Origin of the sequence: Actinomadura sp. NPDC048032 (assembly GCF_040653175.1) — a bacterium.
GTDB lineage: Bacteria > Actinomycetota > Actinomycetes > Streptosporangiales > Streptosporangiaceae > Spirillospora > Spirillospora verrucosospora.
Genome location: NZ_JBEZJP010000047.1, coordinates 12,080 through 30,806 on the forward strand (window position 1 = coordinate 12,080; position 18,727 = coordinate 30,806).

Here is an 18,727-nt window from a genome sequence, read left to right on the forward strand (position 1 = left end):
ACCCGCCCCGATCCCGATGAGTGGAAGCGGGCCGCGGGACGGGCCCGCCGAGCCGCCCTGGGACCCGCGTCCCGCTGATCGGGATCCACCGCCGGACCCCGCCGTCCCGCCGATTACGTTCCGGACAAGCCACCGTCGAAGGACTGGGAGATCATGCCTGCGGAGCTGACCTACGAGTCGACGTTGCGCGAGCTCGCCACCGACCAGGGCGTCCTGCGCTACCACGAGGCCGGTGAGGGCCCGCCGCTGCTGCTGCTGCACGGCTCCGGTCCCGGCGTCACCGGCTGGCGCAACTACCGCGGCAACCTCGCCCGGTTCGCCGAGCACTTCCGCTGCCTGGTCCTGGAGTTCCCCGGCTTCGGCGTCAGCGACCCGACCGACGAGCACCCGATGATGGCCGCCGGCGGCGCCGTCGTCCGCTTCCTGGACGGCCTCGGCCTCGGCCAGGTCGACGTCATCGGCAACTCCATGGGCGGCATCGTGGCGACGCAGGTGGCGCTGCGGCACCCCGAGCGCGTCCGGCGGCTGGTCGCCATCGGCGGGATCGGCCGCAACGTCTTCAGCCCCGCGCCCGGCGAGGGGATCAGGCTGCTGGCCGAGTTCACCGACGACCCGACCCGCGAGGGCCTCGTCCGGTGGCTGAACTCGATGGTGTACGACCCGCGGATCGTCACCGAGGAGATGATCGAGGAGCGCTGGAAGCAGGCCACCGACCCCGACACCCTCGCCAGCGCGCGCCGCATGTACGGGTCGAAGGCGATGGCGGCCCGCGCGAAGGCGATGGCGGCCTCCGACGAGCCGCCGTACTGGGCGATGCTCCACAGGCTCAAGGCCGAGACCCTGATCACCTGGGGCCGGGACGACCGGGTCAGCCCCGTCGACATGGTGCTCGTGCCGATGCGCACGATCCCGAACGTGCAGGTGAACATCTTCCCGAACTGCGGGCACTGGGTGATGATCGAGCAGAAGTCCGCCTGGGAGAGCGCCGTGCTGGCGTTCCTGACCCGGAAGGACGAGCGGTGAGCGAGCGGGAGCGTCCGAGCGGCTGGGACCACGAGTACGACCTCGTCATCGTCGGCAGCGGCGGCGGCGGGATGGCCGCGGCCCTGACCGCGCACGACGCCGGGATCTCCGCGCTGATCGTGGAGAAGGGCAAGAAGTTCGGCGGCTCCACCGCGATCTCCGGCGGCGGCATCTGGATCCCCAACAACCCGACGCTGAAGGCGCGCGGCCACGACGACAGCCGCGAGTCGATCCGGCGCTACCTGGACCGCCTCACCGAGGGCCGCGTCCCGGCGGCGCGGCTGGACGCGTTCGTCGACCACGGGCCCGCCGCCATGGAGTTGCTCTGCCGGAGCAGGTGGATGCGGTTCTTCTGGACGAAGGGCTACGCCGACTACCACCCCGAGTACGAGGGCGGGCGCCCGCTCGGCCGGTCCATCGAGGCCAAGCCGTTCGACACCCGCAAGCTCGGCGACGACGAGCGGTACCAGCGGCCGAACAGCATGAAGGGCCCCCTCGGCCTGTGGATCACCGCGAAGGACTACCACGATCTCGCGATGGCCAAGCGCACCTGGACGGGCCGGCGCGCGTCCCTGGTCGCGGCGTGGCGCGTGTCGTCCAACATGGTCCGCCGCCGCCACATGGCGACCGGCGGCCGGGCGCTCGCCGCGCGGATGCGGATGGCGCTGAAGGACGCCGGGATCCCGCTCTGGCTGAAGACCCCCATGACCGAGCTCGTCGTCGAGGACGGCCGCGTCACCGGCGTCGTCGTCGAGCGCGACGGCGCGGCGCTGCGCGTCCGCGGGCGCCGGGGCGTCCTGCTCGCGACGGGCGGCTTCGACCACAACCAGCAGATGCGCGACAAGTACCTCCCGAAGGGCGGCCAGGAGGACTTCGCGATGGGCGCCCGCGAGAACACCGGCGACGGCATCCGCGCCGGCGAGAGCGTCGGCGCCGCGCTCGACCTGATGGACGACGCGTGGTGGATGCCCGCCGTCCGGCACCCGGCGGGGGCGACGATCCCGCTGCTGTCGGAGCGGTGCATCCCCCGGTCGGTGATCGTGGGGCAGGACGGCAAGCGGTTCACCAACGAGTCGGCCCCGTACGTCAACTTCGTCCACGACCAGCTAGAGGGCGGGCACGTCCCCTGCTGGTTCGTGATGGACGCCAAGGCCCGCGCCCGGTACCCGTTCGCGCAGATCCTGCCGGGCGCGCCGATCCCCAAGGCGTTCTACGAGGCGGGCATCGCGTTCAAGGCGGACACGCTCGCCGAGCTGGCCGGCGAGATCGGCGTCCCGGCGGACGCGCTGGGCGAGACCGTCGAGGCGTTCAACCGGTACGCGCGCGAGGGCAAGGACCCCGAGTTCGGCCGCGGCGACTCCGCCTACGACCGCTACTACGGCGACCCGAACCTGAAGAACCCCAACCTGGACGTCATCGAGGGCGGCCCGTACCACGCGTTCCGGATGGAGGTCGGCGACCTCGGCACCAAGGGCGGCCTCGTCTCCGACGAGCATGCCCGCGTCCTGCGCGAGGACGGGTCGGTCATCGAGGGCCTGTACGTGACGGGCAACTCCTCGGCGTCGGTGATGGGCAACGAGTACGCGGGCCCGGGCGCCACCATCGGCCCGGCCATCGTGTTCGGCTACATCGCCGCCCGGCACGCCGCCGGGAGCGGAGGGGCCGCCGGGAAGGCCGCGGGACGCTCATGACGGCACTGAAGGCGCGGGTGGTGGAGGTCGTCCGGGAGACGGCCGACGCGCACTCGCTCGTCCTCGAACCCGTCGAGGGCGACCGGGAGCGGTTCGCCTACCGGCCCGGGCAGTTCCTCACCGTCCGGGTCCCGGCGGAGGGCGGCTGGGCCGCGCGCTGCTACTCGCTGTGCAGCTCGCCGCTCACCGGCGACCGCCCGAAGGTGACGGTGAAGCGGGTCGCGGGCGGTCTCGGGTCCAACTGGATCTGCGACAACGTCACGGCGGGCGACGTCCTGGAGGTGCTGCGCCCGGCGGGCACGTTCACACCGCCGTCGCTGGACGAGGACCTGCTGCTCGTCGCGGGCGGCAGCGGCATCACCCCGGTCATGTCGATCCTCAAGTCGTGCCTGGCGGCCGGCTCGGCGAGGGTGGCGCTGCTGTACGCCAACCGGGACGAGCGGTCGGTCATCTTCGCCGACGAGCTGAGGGAGCTGACCGAGCGGCACCCGGACCGGCTCACCGTCGTCCACCTGCTGGAGTCGGTGCAGGGCCTGCCGACGGCCGCCGCCGTCCGCTCCCTGGCGGGCCCCTACGCGGGCCGTCCCGCGTACGTGTGCGGACCCGAGATCTTCATGGACCTGGTCTCCGAGACGCTCACCGGCCTCGGCGCGAAGGTGCACGCCGAGCGGTTCTTCTCGCTGGAGGGCGACCCGTTCGAGAGGCCCGACGACGCGCCGGAGCAGGCGGAGGCGGAGGACGGCGACGCCGGGGAGATCGAGGTCGAGATGGACGGCGAGACCCGCACGGTGCCGTGGCGCGCGTCCGAGCGGCTTCTCGACGCGCTGCTGCGCGCCGGCGTCGACGCCCCGTTCTCCTGCCGGGAGGGGTCCTGCTCGGCCTGCGCCTGCGTGGCGCTGGAGGGCGAGGTCACCCTGGACGCCAACACGGTCCTCGACGAGCAGGATCTCGCCGACGGCCTCATCCTCGCCTGCCAGGCGAGGCCGGTCACCGACCGGCTGAAGATCACCTACGACGGCTGACGAAACATACTGGGAGACAGGCGATGGCTGACCGCGTGCTTGACACGATCATGGAGAGGGCGGAGCAGATCCGCGAGCTCGGCCCGGCCAACGAGGCGCTCGGCAGGCTCGACGACAAGGCGGCGCAGATCCTCAAGGACGCGGGCGCGATCCGGCTGCTCCAGCCGAAGGAGCACGGCGGCCTGGAGGTCCACCCGCGCGAGTTCGCCGAGACGGTGATGGGGATCGCCTCCCTGGACGGCTCCACCGGCTGGGTCGCCGGCATCGTCGGCGTCCACCCGTGGGAGATGGCCTACGCCGACCCGAAGGTGCGCGAGGAGATCTGGGGCGAGGACCCCGACACCTGGATCGCGTCCCCGTACGCGCCGATGGGCATCGCCCGGCCCGTGGACGGCGGCTACGTGTTCAACGGCCGCTGGCAGTTCTCCTCCGGCACCGACCACTGCGACTGGATCTTCCTCGGCGCGATGCTGGGCGACGAGGACGGCAAGATGGCGCAGCCGCCGCGGTCCCTGCACATGATCCTGCCGCGTGCGGACTACGAGATCGTCGAGGACTCCTGGGACGTCGCCGGGCTGAAGGGCACCGGCAGCAAGGACATCATCGTCAGGGACGCGTTCGTCCCGGCGTACCGGACGCTGGAGTACTCCAAGGTCGTGGACGGTTCGGCGCCGCGCGAGGCGGGGCTGACCAACCCCTCCTACCTGATGCCGTTCTCCTGCGTGTTCCCGCTCGGCATCTCCTCCGCGGTCATCGGCATCGCCGAGGGCGCGCTGCACCACCACCTGGCCTACCAGCGCAACCGCGTCCAGATCACCGGCACGAAGATCAAGGACGACCCGTACGTGCTGTACGCGATCAGCGAGGCGGCCGAGGAGATCAGGACGTCCCGCACGGCGCTGCTGGACAACTGCTCGCGCATGTACGACATGGTCGCCGCCGGGCACGTGCCGACGTTCGCCGAGCGCGCCGCCGGGCGCCGCACCCAGGTCCGGGCGGCGTGGCGGGCGGTGCAGGCGATGAACGAGATCGTCGTCCGGTCGGGCGGCAACGCGATGCGGAACGACAACCCGATCCAGCGGTTCTGGCGGGACGCGCACGTCGGCCTCGCCCACGCCATCCACGTCCCGGGCTCGGTCTACCACGTCTCCGCCCTGACGGACCTGGACATCGAGCCGCCCCAGGGCCCGATGCGGTCGATGATCTGAGCCCGCCGACCCGCGGCGTGCCGGGAGCGTGGGCGCCTCCACCGCCCGGCACGCCGCGCCACACGGGGCCCTAGCCGAGCAGGCCGCGGTCGGCGACGAGCCTGGGGGTCCAGACGACCCGGCCGAGGTACTCGTCCGCGGCCGGGTCGGTGACCAGCCAGACCACGGCCGCCGCCGGCGCCTCCTCCGGCGTCGACTCGAAGCCCTCGTCCTTCAGGCGGTCGAGGCCGCCGCGCGCCGCGCCCGCCTCGGTGACGACGAACCCGGGGTCGAGGTTGAACGCGCGGACGCCGGCGCCCCGGTACTCGGCGTTGATCGCGCCGGCGAGGCGCCCGAACGCCGCCTTGGACGCCGAGTACGCCACGCCCCAGCCGCCCTCGCCGGGCGGTCCCGGCGGGTCGGTGGTCGCCGACCCCGAGCACAGGTCGACGATCGTCCCGCCGCCGCGCGCCAGCATCGTGGGCAGGACGGCCTGGAGCAGGACGATCTGGTTCAGGTAGTTGCCCGTGACGGTCCGCGCCGCCACCTCCGGGTCGAGGTCGAGGAACCGCTCGTGGGTCCCGGCGACGTGCGCGACCGCGTTGTTGACCAGGACGTCCACGCGGCCCCACGCGTCGAGGACCGTCGCGGCGGCGGCCGTCACGCTCGCCCGGTCGAGCAGGTCCATCCGCACCGGCAGGGCCCGCGCGCCGAGGGCCTCGATCTCCGCCGTGGTGCGTTCCAGGCTCCCCGGGACGGGGATCGGCTCCGCGCGCCCGTGGCGCGGCGGTATCCGGCCGCGGCCCTCCTCCACCGTGCGCGCGGTGAACGCGACGTCGTACCCGGCGGCGGCCAGCGCGAGCGCCGTCCGCCTGCCGATGCCCCGGCTCGCCCCGGTCACCATCGCGACCGGCCTGCCCGTCGTCGTCATGAGACCTCCCCCTCCAGATGAGAGCCGCCGCCGTCCGCCCGGCGCACGAAGACTCTCACTCAGCGGGAAGGGCCCGGCGGCCCGCCCCCGGATTTGGAAGGTTGAGGCTCGACGGCCGCCGCGCGGGCCGCTATCCAGAAGGGACCGAGGACAGTGACGCAGATCCGAGGGCTGGGATACCTGAAGGTCCAGACCCGGCACATCGACCGCTGGCGCGAGTTCGCCCTGGAAGGGCTCGGCTTCGCCGAGGGGAGCGGACCGGACCCTGACGGCCTCTACCTGCGCATGGACGAGCGCCGCTCGCGCCTCCGGGTGCTGCCCGGCGACACCGACCGGGTGCTGGCCGTCGGGTGGGAGGTCCGCGACCAGTACGCGCTGGCCGCCGTCCGCGAGGCCGTGGAGAAGTCCGGGACGGCCGTGACGACGCTGACGTCCAAGGAGGCGGCGGAGCGCGACGCGGAGGAGGCCATCGCGTTCACCGACCCGGGCGGGACCCCCGTCGAGGTGTTCTGGGGCCCGGTCCTGGACCACAGCCCCCTGCGCACCGGCTTCGCGCAGAAGTTCGTGACCGGCCCCATGGGCATGGGCCACGTCGTGCTGCCCACCCCCAGGTTCGTCGAGACCGTCGCGTTCTACGCCGAGGTCCTCGGGTTCCTGCCGCGCGGCGCGATGAGGGTCGGCGGCGGCGCCGCGAAGGTCAGGTTCATGGGCGTCAACCAGCGCCACCACAGCATCGCGATCTGCCCGGCGCCGTTCGACGGCGACCCGGGCCTCGTCCACCTCATGGTGGAGGTCGACACGCTCGACGCGGTCGGCATCGCGCTCGACGCCATCACGGAGAAGGGCTTCTCGATCTCCTCCACGCTGGGCCGCCACACCAACGACAAGATGGTGTCGTTCTACGTGCGCGCCCCCGGCGGCTGGGACGTCGAGTACGGCTGCGAGGGCATGCTCGTGGACGAGGCGTACTACACCGCCGAGGAGATCACCAGGGACAGCTACTGGGGCCACGACTGGTCCGGGTCCGAGCCGCTGGCCGCCTTCGTCCCGCCGCGGAAGGGCTGACGCCGATGCCGAAGCCCTCGGTGGAACCGGTCGGCGCCGCGGAGGTGGAGTTCGACCACGAGTGCGACGTGCTGGTGGTCGGGTTCGGCGCCGCGGGCGCCGCCGCCGCGTACGAGGCCGCGGCGGCGGGCGCGGACGTGCTCGTCCTGGAACGGTCGAGCGGCCCCGGCGGGACGTCCGCCCAGTCGGGCGGGGAACTGTACCTCGGCGGCGGCACCCGGGTGCAGAAGGCGTGCGGCTTCGACGACACGCCCGACGCCATGTTCGCCTTCCTCACGGCGGCGCTCGGCCCGCACGCCGACGCGGAGAAGCTGCGGCTGTACTGCGACGGGAGCGTGGAGCACTTCGAGTGGTTCCGCGCGCGCGGCGTCCCGTTCAAGGAGAGCCTCTTCGACGCGCCGGGCTGGATGCCGTACACCGAGGACGGCCTGATGTGGCTCGGCGAGAACGCCTGGCCGTACAACGAGATCGCCCGGCCCGCGCCGCGCGGCCACCGCCCGGAGACGCCGATGTTCGCCGGCGGCGTCCTCATGGAGAAGCTGATCGCGGCCGCCGCCGAGGCGGGCGCCGTCGCCCACCAGGACACCTACGCGACGAACCTCGTCGTGGACGGCGCCGGCCGCGTCGCCGGCGTCGTGGCGCGCCGGTTCGCCGACCGGGTGGTCTACCGGGCGCGCAGAGGCGTGATTCTGACCTCCGGCGGGTTCGTCGACAACGAGGAGATGCTCGCCGACCACGCCCCGGTGCTGCTCGGGCACGACAAGGTCAGCGACGGCACCAGCGACGGGTCCGGCATCCGGATGGCGACCGCGCTCGGCGCCGCGACCCGCCGCATGGCGTCGGTGGAGATCGCGCTCACCGCCAACCCCGCCGTCATCTGCCGGGGCATGCTCGTCGACGGCCTCGGCCGCCGGTTCATCAACGAGGACGTCTACCCGGGCCTGTTCAGCCACCGGGCCGTCCAGCACCAGCCCGCCCCCTACTGGGCGATCATCGACGAGGCCGGGCACGACGAGATCCCCGAGGCCGACATGTGGGGCGTCCGACCCAAGCACGCGGCGGAGACGGTCGCGGAGCTGGAGGAGTCGCTCGGCCTGCCGCCCGGTTCGCTGGAGGCGACCGTCGAGACCTACAACCGGTTCGCGGAGCGGGGCGAGGACCCCTACTTCCACAAGGACCCCAAGTGGCTGCGCCCCCTGAAGGGGCCGTTCGCGGCGATCGACCCGGCCGACGGGTTCTTCGGCGCCGGTAAGCACGGCGCCGGGACGGGCGCCGGCGGGTTCACCCTCGGCGGTCTCGACACCACCGTGGACGGCGAGGTCCGCAACAACTCCGGTGAGCCGATCCCCGGCCTGTACGCCGCCGGGCGCACCGCCTCCGGCATCCACGGCGAGGGCTACATCAGCGGGACGTCCCTGGGCGACGGCACGTTCTTCGGCCGCCGCGCCGGGCGCGCCGCCGCCGCATCCGAGAACTGAGAGGTCTGTGCATGAAGTACGCCGTCCTTCTCCCCGTGGCGGCGGGCGTGACCGCCGATCCCGCGTGGATCGGCGAGTACGCCCGGCACGCGGAGGCCTGCGGCTTCGAGTCGGTCGGCGCGGTCGAGCACGCGGTGGTGGCGAGCGGCTACTCCAGCGTCTACCCCTACGACAGCTCGGGGCGGATGGAGCTGGCCGACGACCTGGACATCCCCGATCCGCTGGACCTCCTGGCGTTCCTGGCGGGGCGGACGTCGCGGATCGGGCTCGCCACCGGCGTGCTCGTCCTGCCGAACCACCACCCGGTGGTGCTGGCCAAGCGGCTCGCCACGGTCGACGCGCTGTCGGGCGGGCGGCTGCGGCTCGTCGTCGGCATGGGCTGGATGCGCGAGGAGATCGAGGCGTGCGGCGCCGACTTCGAGACCCGGGGCCGGCGGGGCGACGAGCAGCTCCGGGTGCTGCGCGAGCTGTGGGCCGACACCGCGCCCGGGGGCGCCTCCCACGACGGGGAGTTCTTCCGCTTCGAGGGCGCGATGAGCTACCCGAAGCCGGTCCAGGAGGGCGGGATCCCCATCCACATCGGCGGCCACTCCAAGGCCGCCGCGCGCCGCGCGGGCCGCTACGGCGACGGCCTCCAGCCCCTCGGCGTGGCGGGGGACGAGCTGCGCGGGCTCGTGGCGCTGATGCGGGAGGAGGCCGAGAAGAACGGCCGCGACCCGGACGCTCTCGAACTCACCCTCGGCCACTCGCTGGCGGCCGTGACGCCGGAGAAGGCGGAGAGGCTGGCCGCCCTCGGCGCGGACCGGCTCGTCCTGCGCGGGGCCGTGACGACGGACCTCGGCGAGGCCGAGGACGAGCTGTCCGCCTGCGCCGAGCGGCTGGGCCTGTCGGGATCATGACGCTCGACACCGCCGACCGGATCGCGCTCGGCGACCTCGTCGCCCGGTACGCGCTGCACGCCGACCGCCGCGAGGTCGACGCCATGGCCGGTCTGTTCGCCGAGGACGCCGTCCTCGTCCTGCCCGACGCCCCCGGCGAGCTGGACCCGGTGCGGACCTTCACCGGGCGCGCCGAGATCGCCGCGACGCTGTCGGCGCTGCACGGCGTCCCGGTCACGTTCCACGCGCTCGCCGGAGAGGTGTTCGGCGCGGGGCCCGAGCCCGGCACCGCCACCGGCGAGGTCGCCTGCGTCGCCCACCACCTGAGCGACCGCGAGGACGGCGCCGTGCGGGACCTCGTCTGGCACTGCCGCTACACCGACGCCTACCGGCTCGACGGCGGCGCCTGGCGGTTCGCGCGGCGCGAGCAGCGGATCGACTCGATCGAGACCCGTCCCGTCCGGAGGCGGCGCCATGGCTGAGCGGGCGCGGGTCAGCGTCGTGACCGGCGGCGCGCTCGGCATCGGGGGAGCGATCACCCGGCGCCTCGCCGCGGGCGGCGACCTGGTGGTCCTCAACGACATCGACGCGGACGCCGCCGGACGGGCCCGCGCCGCCGTCGAGGCCGCCGGGGGGCGCTGCGTCACGGTCGTCGGCGACATCACCGAGGACGCGACCGTCGCGGACGTCGCGGCGGCCGCGCTCGACCACGGCGGCGCCGACGTCCTGGTCAACAACGTCGGCGACTTCCGCCCGGCCGCCGCGTCGTTCCAGGACAGCACGCCCGGCCAGTGGCAGCGCCTCTACGAGCTGAACCTTCTGCACGTCTTCGCGCTGACCCACGCGCTGCTGCCCGCGATGATCGACCGGGGCGCGGGGAGCATCGTCAACAACTCGACGGTCGAGGCGTTCCGCGGCATCCCGCAGCACCCGGTGTACTCGGCGTTCAACGCGGGCGTGTCGGCGTTCACGCGCAGCCTCGCGGTCGCGGTCGGCCGGCACGGCGTCCGCGTCAACGCGATCGCCCCCGACCTCGCCGACACCGAGCAGACCCCGGCGGCCTGGATGCGGCGCGGCTACGACGAGGGCCTGGAGCACACCTGGGTCCCGCTCGCCCGCTTCGGCGACCCCGACGACTACGCCGCCGTCGTCGCGTTCCTCGCCTCCGACGACGCCCGGTTCGTCACCGGCCACACCATCCCGGTCGACGGCGGCACGCTCGCCGCGTCCGGCTGGTTCGTCCGCGCCGACGACCAGGGCTGGACGAACCGCCCGCACCGCGCCTAGGGGCGCATCGAGACGAGAGGAGCCGTGTCGCATGCAGGACGGGAAGACCCGGAGCGCGGTGCCGAAGGAGAGCGCGGTGCTGGGGGACGACCGTCCCGCCCGCGAGACCGCGTTCGCCGACCTGGTCGCGGCCCGCGGCGGCGACGACCGGACGGGCCTGTGCTTCGAGGACCGCTCCTGGACCTGGCGGGAGGTCGTCGCGGAGTCCCTGCGGCGGGCGTCGCTCGCCCGGGACCTGCCCGGCCACGTCGGCCTGTTCCTGGAGAACGGGCCCGAGCACCTGTTCTGGCTGCTCGGCGCGGCGCTCGCCGGCGTCCCGGTCGTGGAGCTGAACCCGACGCGGCGGGGCGCCGAGCTGGCCCGCGACATCGCCCACACCGACTGCGCGCTGCTGGTCACCGAGACGTCCCGCGCGCCGCTGCTCGACGGGCTCACGCGGGTCCCCGCCCTGACGGTCGACACGCCCGCGTACGCCGAACGGCTGGCCTCCGCCCGCCTCGCCGCCCCCGCCCCGGTGGACCCCGACGCGATCTTCTCGCTGGTGTTCACGTCCGGGACGACGTCCGCGCCCAAGGCGGTGATCTGCACGCAGCGCCGGCTGGGCCGGATCGCCGTGCAGCAGCGCGACCGGCGCGGCCTCACCGGCGACGACGTGTTCTACGTGGTCATGCCGATGTTCCACTCCAACGCGCTGATGGCCGGGATCGCGCCCGCCGTCGCCGCGGGAGGCCGCATCGTCCTGCGCCGCAGGTTCTCGGCCTCGGGCTTCCTCCCGGACGTGCGCCGCCACGGCGTCACGTTCTTCAACTACGTCGGCAAGCCCCTCAGCTACATCCTGGCCGTCCCGGAGAAGCCGGACGACGCCGACAACACGCTCCGCATCGCGTTCGGCAACGAGGCGGCGCAGCGCGACATCGACGCGTTCGCCCGCCGGTTCGGCTGCGCCGTCATCGACTCCTACGGGTCGAGCGAGGGCGAGATCCGCCTCACCCGCGTCCCCGGCACGCCGCCCGGCTCGCTGGGCGTCGCCGAGGCGGGCACCGTCGTGATGGACCCCGCGACCCTGCGGGAATGCCCGCGCGCTGAGTTCGACGCGAACGGGGTGCTCCTCAACGCCGAGGAGGCCATCGGCGAGATCGTCGACACGATGGGCGCCGCCAAGTTCGAGGGCTACTACAACAACCCCGAGGCGACGGCGCGGCGCGTCCGCAACGGCTGGACCTGGTCGGGCGACCTCGCCTACCGCGACGCCGACGGCTACTGGTACTTCGCCGGCCGCGACGACGACTGGCTGCGCGTGGACGGCGAGAACTTCGCCGCCGCCCCCGTCGAACGCCTCCTGGCCCGCTTCGAGCCCTTCACCGACGTCGCCGTCTACGCCGTCCCGGACGACCGGGTGGGCGACCAGGCGATGGCCGCCGTCACCCTGGCCCCGGGGCACGCCTTCGACCCGTCCGCCTTCACGGCCTTCCTGGCCGCCCAGCCGGACCTCGGCACCAAGTGGACCCCGCGCTACGTCCGCCTGGTCGAGGCCCTGCCCCGCACCCCGACCAACAAGGTCGTCAAGCGCGTCCTCCGCACCGAAGGCCGCGACACCGCCGACCCCGTCTACGAGCACCGCGACGGCACCTACGTTCTGCGCGGCTAGCCTGAGGTCCCCTCGGCGAAGTACCGGACGCCGGGAGCGGGGTCAGGACGGCTCCGGAAGCATGCGCTTCATCGCGGCGTGCGCCCCGGCGACGAGCTTCTCGCGGGGGAAGCCGGCGCGTTTGCGGGCCATGTCGTAGTTGCCGCCCGCGACCCAGACCGGGCCGTCCGCCAGGTGTTCGAGGCCCTCGCGGGCGACGTCGTCGGGCTCGGCGACGTTCAGGCCCGGCATGTCCATGTTGAGGCCGGCGCGTTCCATCGCCGGGGTGCGGGTCACGCCGAGCACGAGTTCCAGGACGTCCACCCCGTGCTCGCGCATCTCCAGCCACAGCCCCTCGGCGAAGACGCGGCCGAACGCCTTCACCGCCGAGTAGATGCTGATCTGCGGCTGGCCCATGTAGCCGGCGAGGGAGCCGACCAGCAGGATGCCGCCGCGTCCCCGCTCCTTCATCAGCGCGCCGAAGTGGTGCGTGAGCGCGAGCTGGGCGGTGATGTTCAGGTCGATGACGCCCTGGAAGCGGTCCAGGTCGCCGGTGACGAACTCGTGGCCGTAGCTGTTGGCGCCCGCGTTGAAGACGAGCAGCCCGACGTCCAGGCCGTCGGTCACCTCGCGGACCGCCTTGAGCGGGTCCGGGGCGACCAGGTCCAGTTCGAGGGTGCGCACCTCGACGCCCTTCGCGCGGACGGCCTCGGCCGTCTCCGCCAGCGGCCCCGGCTTGCGGGCGATCAGCACGAGGTTCAGGCCCGCGTCGGCGAGGCGGTGCGCGAAGGCCGAGCCGACGCCCTCCGAGCCGCCCGCGATCACGGCCCACGGGCCGTATCGGTCGATCATTGCTCTCCGTCCAGGTCCGGCGTCCACGCGACGCCGTTGATGTGCGAGCCGCCGTCCGCGAACAGGGTGTTCCCGGTCAGGTAGCGGGCGTCCTCGGACGCCAGGAACACCGCCACGGGGGCGATGTCGGTCTCCGGGTCGCCGAGGCGGCCCATCGGGTTGGCGCGGTCGGCGGCCGCCTCGATCTCCGGGTGCGCGGCCGCCATCCGGCGGAACGCCGCGCTCTTGGCGCCCGGGCAGACCGCGTTGACGACGACGCCGGTGGCCGCCCACTCGCGGGCGGCCGTGCGGGTCAGCGTCCGCAGGGCCTCCTTGGCCGAGTTGTACTCCAGGGTGCCCATGTGGGCGTTGACGCCGTTCAGCGAGCACATGTTGACGACGCGGCCCCACCCGCGGGCCTTCATGTGCGGGAAGGCGGCCTGCATCGCCCACAGCGGGCCGTAGTACCCCATCGCGAACCCGCGGGCGATCTGCTCGTCGGTCTTGGCCTCCACCCGGCTCACCGTCCCGGCGCCCCAGGCGTTGTTGACCAGCACGTCCACCGAGCCCCACGTCTCGACCGCCGCGTCCACCATCGCGCGGACCTGCGCCTTGTCGGTGACGTCCGTCCGGACGAACCGGGCGGCCGCCCCGATCTCCGCGGCGACCCGCTCGCCGGACTCCGGGTCGAGCTCCGCGACCAGCACGCGGGCGCCCTCCGCGGCGAAGCGGAGGGCGATGCCGCGCCCGATCCCGTCGCCCGCGCCGGTCACGACCGCGACCCGCCCGGCGAGCCGTCCGCCCGTCACTCGACCACCGTGATCGCGCCGTTCAGCGCGGCCTCCTGGATGGCCGAGCGGAGCGCCGGGCAGGTCGCGTGCGGGTCGTCCAGCCCCACGCACGCCTCCCTGGCCTCGGCGTTCCACTGGATGCTCGTCTGCTCCCAGCTCGACTTGCGCACCATCACCTCGGCGGCGCAGCGGCGGCAGCGGACCGGCAGCAGCGGCCCGTCCAGGAGGCGCTCGTCCTGGCGGGTCGTCACGCCGACGCCCCTTCGGACTCCCGGCGGGCCATGTTCGCGTCGACCTCCTTCTGCCAGGACTCCACCGGCCGGGTCGTGTCGATCTCGTACTCGAACCGGTCGGTCATCTCCGGCGTGACGTCGGCGACGTCCACGTAGAACTGCTCGTACCAGCGGCGCAGCTGGTAGACGGGCCCGTCCTCCTCGCACAGCAGCGGGTTGTCGATGCGGGTCTTGTTCCGCCAGATCTCGATGTCCTGCTCGAAGCCCGTCAGGATGAAGTCCGACAGCTTCTGCGCGGTCGCCTCCGCGGCATCGGCCGGCAGCGCGTCGCTGTGCTGGACGATGATGCCCGAGTGCAGCGAGAACGAGTTCTCGTCGATCGGGTAGTGGCAGTTGATCAGGACGGAGTGCAGGTCGTACCCCTCGTAGTGGTACGTCAGCTCGTCGATCATGAAGGAGGGGCCGTGGTAGGACGCCACGGAGGTGTTGCCGAGCATCTTCGGCCCGCCGCTCCCGCCCTCCCGGCGCGCGTCCTCCCGCGTCCGGCCCTTCATGATCTGCGTGGCCACCTGGCCCTCGAAGATGTTCTTGAAGTACGTCGGGAACGACTTGTGGATGTAGAAGAAGTGCGCCATGTCCACGACGTTGTCGATGACCTCGCGCGCGTTGGTGTGGACGACGGTCTCCGTCCAGCGCCAGTCGGTCCAGTCGTCGCGGGTGGCGCCCTCGATCACCGGGATCGTCACGTCCTCCGGCGGCTTCTTGCCCTCCGGGTCGTTCCAGACGAACAGCAGCCCGTCCTGCTCCATCGTCGGCCACGCGGCCGTCCGGGCCCGCAGCGGGACGCGGCGCGCGTAGGGGATCTGCTTGCAGCGGCCGTCGCCGCCCCAGCGCCAGTCGTGGAACGGGCACGCGATCGCGTTGCCCTTGACGGTGCCCTGGGACAGGTCGCCGCCCATGTGGCGGCAGTAGGCGTCCAGGACGTTCGTCGTGCCGTCCTCACCGGTGAAGACGACGAGCTTCTGCCCGAACGCGGTCACGGTGTGGGGCTTGCCGTCCCGGAACTTCTCGGCCAGCCCGAGGCAGTGCCATCCCCGGGCGAAACGGCGGGTGATCGCCTCCGCCTCGATGGCGCGGACGGCGTCCGACTCGGTTGCGGTCACGTGGATCATCCCTTCGGCGATGGACGGGTGATTCGAACGTTAGGTCGCAGGTCACCGTCCCGACCGCCGAGTCCCATTGGCCGGGACGCCCGGTCCCGCGCCGGCACGGGACCATGGTCTCCTGCAATGGCCGTACTAGGGAAGGAGCGGGGATGAGCAACGAGGTCCTGGACGCGGTGCGCGGACTGCTGCCCGGCATCGCCGAGCGGGCCCGGTCCGTGGACGAGAAGGGACGCATCCCCGCGGAGACGATCCGGGAGCTGACCGCCGCCGGGGTGTTCCGGATGCTCCAGCCCACCCGGTACGGCGGCGCCGAGGACGACCCCGTCGCCTTCTACGAGGTGATCCGCGCGGTCTCCGGCGCCTGCGGCTCGACCGGCTGGGTCGCCGCGGTCCTCGGCGTCCACTCCTGGCACCTCGGCCTGTTCGCCGACGAGGCGCAGCGCGAGGTGTGGGGCGCGGGCCCGGACACCCTCATCGCCTCCTCCTACGCCCCGATCGGCCGCCTCACCCCCGTCGACGGCGGCTACGAGGTGACGGGGCGCTGGTCGTTCTCGTCCGGCTGCGAGTTCGCCTCCTGGGCGCTGCTCGGCGCGCTCGTCGTCGGCGCCGAGGGCCGCCCGGTCGACTTCATGACCGTCCTCGTGCCCCGGCGCGACTACGAGATCGCCGAGGTCTGGGACTCGATGGGCCTGCGCGGCACCGCCAGCGACGACATCGTCGTGGAGAAGGCGTTCGTCCCGGCCCACCGCGCGATGCGCAACTTCGAGCAGGCCCAGCTCCGCAATCCCGGCCGCAAGGTCAACACGGGCCCGCTCTACCGCATGCCCTTCGGGACGATCTTCACCAGCACCGTCGCCGCCAGCGTGATCGGCATGGCGGCCGGCTGCCACGACCTCTACGTGACCCGCATGCGCGACCGGATCCGCCTCAGCCTCGGCGGCGGCCGCTTCGTCGAGGACCAGTTCGCCCAGGTCGCCGTCGCCCGTGCCGCCTCCGAGATCGACGCCGCGGTCCTGCAGACCGACCGCAACGTCCGCGAGATCCACGAGTACGCCGTCCGCAACGAGAAGATCCCGATGGAGCTGCGCCTGCGCGCCCGCCGCGACCAGGTGCGCGGCACCGAACGCGCCATCGAGGCCATCGACATCCTCTTCAAGACGGCCGGCGGCAACTCCCTGCACCGCGGCAACGTCATCGAACGCGCCTGGCGCGACGCCCACGCCGGCAGCGTCCACGTCGCCAACGACGTCGAGCACGCCCTGTCCATGTACGGCCGGGGCGAGTTCGGCCTCAAGGTGGAGGACAACCTCGTCTGACCACCGGACCGGCTCGTCCGGCGCCGACGGGTTCCGCGCTCGCCGGCGGGGCGGCGCGTCATGCCCCCGCATACCGGCCGGCTAAGACGTCAAGGGGCGGCCGCCCCCCGAACTGGTCGGGGGGCGACCGCGATAGTCGTGCGTGCCGGCCCGCTGGTCAGTGGGCCGACGGTTGGTTCAGCTCTGCTCCATGTTTCCGCAGCCGTAGCAGACCCACATGGATCCGCCCTGGTCGCCCGGCTTCTGCATCTGCGCACCGCACTTGGGGCAGTTCATGGAAACCAACTCCCTTTGCTTTCCGCCGAGGTCCGAGACCTCGACGTGTTGTTTGGTGGCCGTTGGGAAGGCTTCCCTCCCAACGTTCGGCAGCAATTGCTCCTGCCGACGGACAGGAACTGTACGCCATTTCGAGCGCTTGACAACTCAGTGTGTTCTAGGGCACATAAGTAGTTGATTATTAAATACTGATGGCGATCAGTGATCACTCGATCACATATTTGTCGTGGGTCGTAAATGTGCAGTCAGGGCCGGGGATCGCCGCCGTCCGACGCTGCAGCCCCTGCACACAGGGCGATGAGGGCGACACCGCGGGTTGTCATGATCTGCGCCACAAGATCATCGTCTGGCCGCGAATCCGGCCCGTCGGTCGTCTGCGGGCCGGTACTCTGCCGCCAGGCGGCCAGCGGCGAATGGGGATTCGCCGTGTCGAAGGCCGCCGCACGGGGATGGCAGGGATGGTGGCGAAGTGGTTCGAATGTGAGTGCCGACTGAAGTAGTGGTTCCTGCGGCGCACGGAGCCCGGACTTTGCCGCGTACTTTCGCGTACGTCGGTTTCTTCGGAGTGCCCGAAAAACGATCGGGCCCGGGTGCGGTCCGGGGTGCGCGGTAAACAATGGCGTGGCCTTCACGCCATTTCGGCATGCCTTTGCATGAGTGCTGGGGGCGGTCGCATGATGAATGGCGCATGCCCTGGCCCGCGCCTGAATGCGGTCGGTGTCGGAGGCGGGGCCCATAAACGTCCGGCCCGGCTCTCGGTGAGAGCCGGGCCGTTCGCGGCGGCTCCGGGCAAGGAGCGCCTGATGGCGTGGGGTCAGGAATCGGCGCGCGCCATGTGGTGGTGGTGGTGGCAGAGGTGCTTGAGCGCGTGCTCGAAGGCGCGAGCGTGGGCGGCCTCGTCGCCGGCGATCTCGGTGAAGAGGCGCGCGGCCTTGTAGGCGTGCTCGGCCCGGGCGGTGCGGGCGAAGCTCGGGTACATCTGCGTGGCCTCGTAGGTCTCACCGGCGATGCTCTTGCGCAGGTTCTCCTTGGTGCGGTGGACGAAGCCGGCGAGGTCGGCCTCTCCGGCGAAGTGCTCGGTCAGCTCGACCGCGGCGGTGCGCTCGAACAGCCGGGCCAGCTTCGGGCTGCGGGCCTTGGCGTGCTCGCCGTAGAGCGTGTACTTGGCGTTCGCGAACGCCTCGCCGTGCATCGCGGTCTCCAGGTTGCGGAGCGTCCTCGCCGAGTGCACCTTGGGCTTGCCCGCGACGACCTTGACGGGGTCGGGGGTGGGCCCCTCGGGGATCTCCCCGCGGTGGTGCTCGATGGCGTACAGCGCCTTCGCGAAGTAGCGGGCGTGCGTCAGCTCGTCCGCCGCGATCTCGGTGAAGAGGCGGGCGGCGTTGTCGTCCTTGTCCTCCCGCGCCTCCCTGGCGAACCGCGGGTACATCCGCGTGCCCTCCTCGATCTCGCCCTTGATGCTCTCGCGCAGGTTGGACGCGTCGTCGCGGACGAAGTGGATGAGCTGCGCCTCCTTGGTGAAGTGGTCGTGGAGCTCGGTGTCCGCGGTCTTCATGAACAGGGCGCGCACCTTGGGCAGATGCTCGTATCCGGCCTGCTCGCCGTAGAAGTGGTAGCTCGCGTGCGCCAAGGCCTCACCGTGCATCGCGGTGAGGGTGTTCTCGTAGGTCTTGTGGTGCACTACCGCCGGGGTGGCGGCCTGTGCGGGGAGCGCGGTCCCGACCACCATCGCCGCTCCGGCGAGGACGGCGCAGGTCCGGGTGAGCCCTGACGTGGTCATTTCTTCCCTTTCGGATGATCGGTCGCTTTGTGTAGCTGATCAGTTACTACATGTAGCGACCGGTGGGCCGTCGGCACCACCCGAAAGGGGCACGGAAAGGAAGAGCGTCGTGGAGGGAAACATTGTAAACACCTACTTGTAGATC

At 72.3% G+C, this 18,727-nt stretch carries 17 protein-coding genes; 11 read left to right on the top strand and 6 right to left on the bottom strand.

What is annotated here, in order from left to right; translation table 11 throughout:
• The first annotated feature begins 153 nt into the window (after window positions 1–153).
• Genes AB0C69_RS09495 through AB0C69_RS09510 form a run of 4 tightly spaced genes read left to right on the top strand, consistent with a single transcriptional unit; the run spans window position 154 to window position 4,944 of the window.
• A complete protein-coding gene (locus AB0C69_RS09495) occupies window positions 154–1,023 on the top strand; it encodes an alpha/beta fold hydrolase (RefSeq protein ID WP_360351874.1) in 870 nt (289 codons plus the stop codon).
• Window positions 1,020–2,714, top strand: coding sequence for an FAD-binding protein (locus tag AB0C69_RS09500; protein ID WP_360351877.1), 1,695 nt, complete (start codon window positions 1,020–1,022; stop codon window positions 2,712–2,714). Before AB0C69_RS09495 ends, AB0C69_RS09500 begins: the two co-directional genes overlap by 4 nt.
• The gene (locus AB0C69_RS09505) at window positions 2,711–3,736 is read left to right on the top strand and encodes a 2Fe-2S iron-sulfur cluster-binding protein (protein WP_353832220.1); all 1,026 of its coding nucleotides are present in this window, start codon (window positions 2,711–2,713) and stop codon (window positions 3,734–3,736) included. The genes AB0C69_RS09500 and AB0C69_RS09505 overlap by 4 nt, the downstream gene beginning before the upstream one ends.
• A 23-nt stretch (window positions 3,737–3,759) precedes the next feature.
• Window positions 3,760–4,944, top strand: a complete 1,185-nt coding sequence (locus tag AB0C69_RS09510) for an acyl-CoA dehydrogenase family protein (protein ID WP_360351880.1) — start codon at window positions 3,760–3,762, stop codon at window positions 4,942–4,944.
• Window positions 4,945–5,014: 70 nt separating this feature from the next.
• Here the strand turns inward: AB0C69_RS09510 and AB0C69_RS09515 are convergent, their stop codons facing one another.
• Window positions 5,015–5,854 carry an SDR family oxidoreductase gene (locus AB0C69_RS09515; protein WP_360351883.1) on the bottom strand — a complete coding sequence of 280 codons (840 nt, stop codon included), beginning with the start codon at window positions 5,852–5,854 and terminating at the stop codon, window positions 5,015–5,017.
• A gap of 153 nt (window positions 5,855–6,007) precedes the next feature.
• Here AB0C69_RS09515 and AB0C69_RS09520 point away from each other — a divergent pair, with 153 nt between their 5' ends.
• The 6 genes from AB0C69_RS09520 to AB0C69_RS09545 are packed head-to-tail and all read left to right on the top strand — an operon-like array spanning window position 6,008 to window position 12,210.
• Window positions 6,008–6,919, top strand: coding sequence for a VOC family protein (locus AB0C69_RS09520; RefSeq protein WP_345179257.1), 912 nt, complete (start codon window positions 6,008–6,010; stop codon window positions 6,917–6,919).
• 5 nt (window positions 6,920–6,924) lie between these two features.
• Window positions 6,925–8,397: an FAD-dependent oxidoreductase gene (locus tag AB0C69_RS09525; RefSeq protein ID WP_360351887.1), complete on the top strand. Its 1,473-nt coding sequence runs from the start codon at window positions 6,925–6,927 to the stop codon at window positions 8,395–8,397.
• Window positions 8,398–8,408: 11 nt separating this feature from the next.
• A complete protein-coding gene (locus AB0C69_RS09530; RefSeq protein ID WP_360351890.1) occupies window positions 8,409–9,296 on the top strand; it encodes an LLM class F420-dependent oxidoreductase in 888 nt (295 codons plus the stop codon).
• Entirely contained in the window at window positions 9,293–9,757 is a 465-nt protein-coding gene (locus tag AB0C69_RS09535) for a nuclear transport factor 2 family protein (RefSeq protein ID WP_345179261.1), read from the top strand. The genes AB0C69_RS09530 and AB0C69_RS09535 overlap by 4 nt, the downstream gene beginning before the upstream one ends.
• Window positions 9,750–10,562, top strand: coding sequence for an SDR family oxidoreductase (locus AB0C69_RS09540; protein ID WP_345179263.1), 813 nt, complete (start codon window positions 9,750–9,752; stop codon window positions 10,560–10,562). Before AB0C69_RS09535 ends, AB0C69_RS09540 begins: the two co-directional genes overlap by 8 nt.
• Window positions 10,563–10,593: 31 nt before the next feature.
• Window positions 10,594–12,210, top strand: coding sequence for an AMP-binding protein (locus AB0C69_RS09545; protein WP_360351895.1), 1,617 nt, complete (start codon window positions 10,594–10,596; stop codon window positions 12,208–12,210).
• Between the two features lie 42 nt (window positions 12,211–12,252).
• Here the strand turns inward: AB0C69_RS09545 and AB0C69_RS09550 are convergent, their stop codons facing one another.
• Genes AB0C69_RS09550 through AB0C69_RS09565 form a run of 4 tightly spaced genes read right to left on the bottom strand, consistent with a single transcriptional unit; the run spans window position 12,253 to window position 15,216 of the window.
• Entirely contained in the window at window positions 12,253–13,041 is a 789-nt protein-coding gene (locus AB0C69_RS09550; RefSeq protein WP_345179267.1) for an SDR family NAD(P)-dependent oxidoreductase, read from the bottom strand.
• Complete coding sequence (locus AB0C69_RS09555; RefSeq protein ID WP_360351899.1) at window positions 13,038–13,829, bottom strand: glucose 1-dehydrogenase; 792 nt, start codon at window positions 13,827–13,829, stop codon at window positions 13,038–13,040. The genes AB0C69_RS09550 and AB0C69_RS09555 overlap by 4 nt, the downstream gene beginning before the upstream one ends.
• On the bottom strand, window positions 13,826–14,062 hold the full coding sequence (locus tag AB0C69_RS09560; protein WP_345179272.1) for a ferredoxin: 237 nt from the start codon (window positions 14,060–14,062) through the stop codon (window positions 13,826–13,828). The genes AB0C69_RS09555 and AB0C69_RS09560 overlap by 4 nt, the downstream gene beginning before the upstream one ends.
• Window positions 14,059–15,216: a Rieske 2Fe-2S domain-containing protein gene (locus AB0C69_RS09565; RefSeq protein WP_345179273.1), complete on the bottom strand. Its 1,158-nt coding sequence runs from the start codon at window positions 15,214–15,216 to the stop codon at window positions 14,059–14,061. Before AB0C69_RS09565 ends, AB0C69_RS09560 begins: the two co-directional genes overlap by 4 nt.
• Before the next feature lie 143 nt (window positions 15,217–15,359).
• On the opposite strand from AB0C69_RS09565, the gene hsaA reads away from it, so the two are divergent.
• Complete coding sequence (gene hsaA, locus AB0C69_RS09570) at window positions 15,360–16,526, top strand: 3-hydroxy-9,10-secoandrosta-1,3,5(10)-triene-9,17-dione monooxygenase oxygenase subunit (RefSeq protein ID WP_345179275.1); 1,167 nt, start codon at window positions 15,360–15,362, stop codon at window positions 16,524–16,526.
• 1,090 nt (window positions 16,527–17,616) lie between these two features.
• Here hsaA and AB0C69_RS09575 read toward each other — a convergent pair.
• Window positions 17,617–18,582: a ferritin family protein gene (locus AB0C69_RS09575; RefSeq protein ID WP_360351904.1), complete on the bottom strand. Its 966-nt coding sequence runs from the start codon at window positions 18,580–18,582 to the stop codon at window positions 17,617–17,619.
• Window positions 18,583–18,727 lie beyond the last annotated feature (145 nt).

What these genes read in the sequence shown, in the direction of transcription:
- AB0C69_RS09545 (WP_360351895.1), top strand. Translation starts at nt 10,594, where the DNA reads ATGCAGGACGGGAAGACCCGGAGCGCGGTGCCGAAGGAGAGCGCGGTG.
- AB0C69_RS09510 (WP_360351880.1), top strand. Translation starts at nt 3,760, where the DNA reads ATGGCTGACCGCGTGCTTGACACGATCATGGAGAGGGCGGAGCAGATC.
- AB0C69_RS09535 (WP_345179261.1), top strand. Translation starts at nt 9,293, where the DNA reads ATGACGCTCGACACCGCCGACCGGATCGCGCTCGGCGACCTCGTCGCC.
- AB0C69_RS09495 (WP_360351874.1), top strand. Translation starts at nt 154, where the DNA reads ATGCCTGCGGAGCTGACCTACGAGTCGACGTTGCGCGAGCTCGCCACC.
- AB0C69_RS09525 (WP_360351887.1), top strand. Translation starts at nt 6,925, where the DNA reads ATGCCGAAGCCCTCGGTGGAACCGGTCGGCGCCGCGGAGGTGGAGTTC.
- AB0C69_RS09530 (WP_360351890.1), top strand. Translation starts at nt 8,409, where the DNA reads ATGAAGTACGCCGTCCTTCTCCCCGTGGCGGCGGGCGTGACCGCCGAT.
- AB0C69_RS09515 (WP_360351883.1), bottom strand. Translation starts at nt 5,854, where the DNA reads ATGACGACGACGGGCAGGCCGGTCGCGATGGTGACCGGGGCGAGCCGG.
- AB0C69_RS09575 (WP_360351904.1), bottom strand. Translation starts at nt 18,582, where the DNA reads ATGACCACGTCAGGGCTCACCCGGACCTGCGCCGTCCTCGCCGGAGCG.
- AB0C69_RS09565 (WP_345179273.1), bottom strand. Translation starts at nt 15,216, where the DNA reads ATGATCCACGTGACCGCAACCGAGTCGGACGCCGTCCGCGCCATCGAG.
- AB0C69_RS09550 (WP_345179267.1), bottom strand. Translation starts at nt 13,041, where the DNA reads ATGATCGACCGATACGGCCCGTGGGCCGTGATCGCGGGCGGCTCGGAG.
- AB0C69_RS09505 (WP_353832220.1), top strand. Translation starts at nt 2,711, where the DNA reads ATGACGGCACTGAAGGCGCGGGTGGTGGAGGTCGTCCGGGAGACGGCC.
- hsaA (WP_345179275.1), top strand. Translation starts at nt 15,360, where the DNA reads ATGAGCAACGAGGTCCTGGACGCGGTGCGCGGACTGCTGCCCGGCATC.
- AB0C69_RS09540 (WP_345179263.1), top strand. Translation starts at nt 9,750, where the DNA reads ATGGCTGAGCGGGCGCGGGTCAGCGTCGTGACCGGCGGCGCGCTCGGC.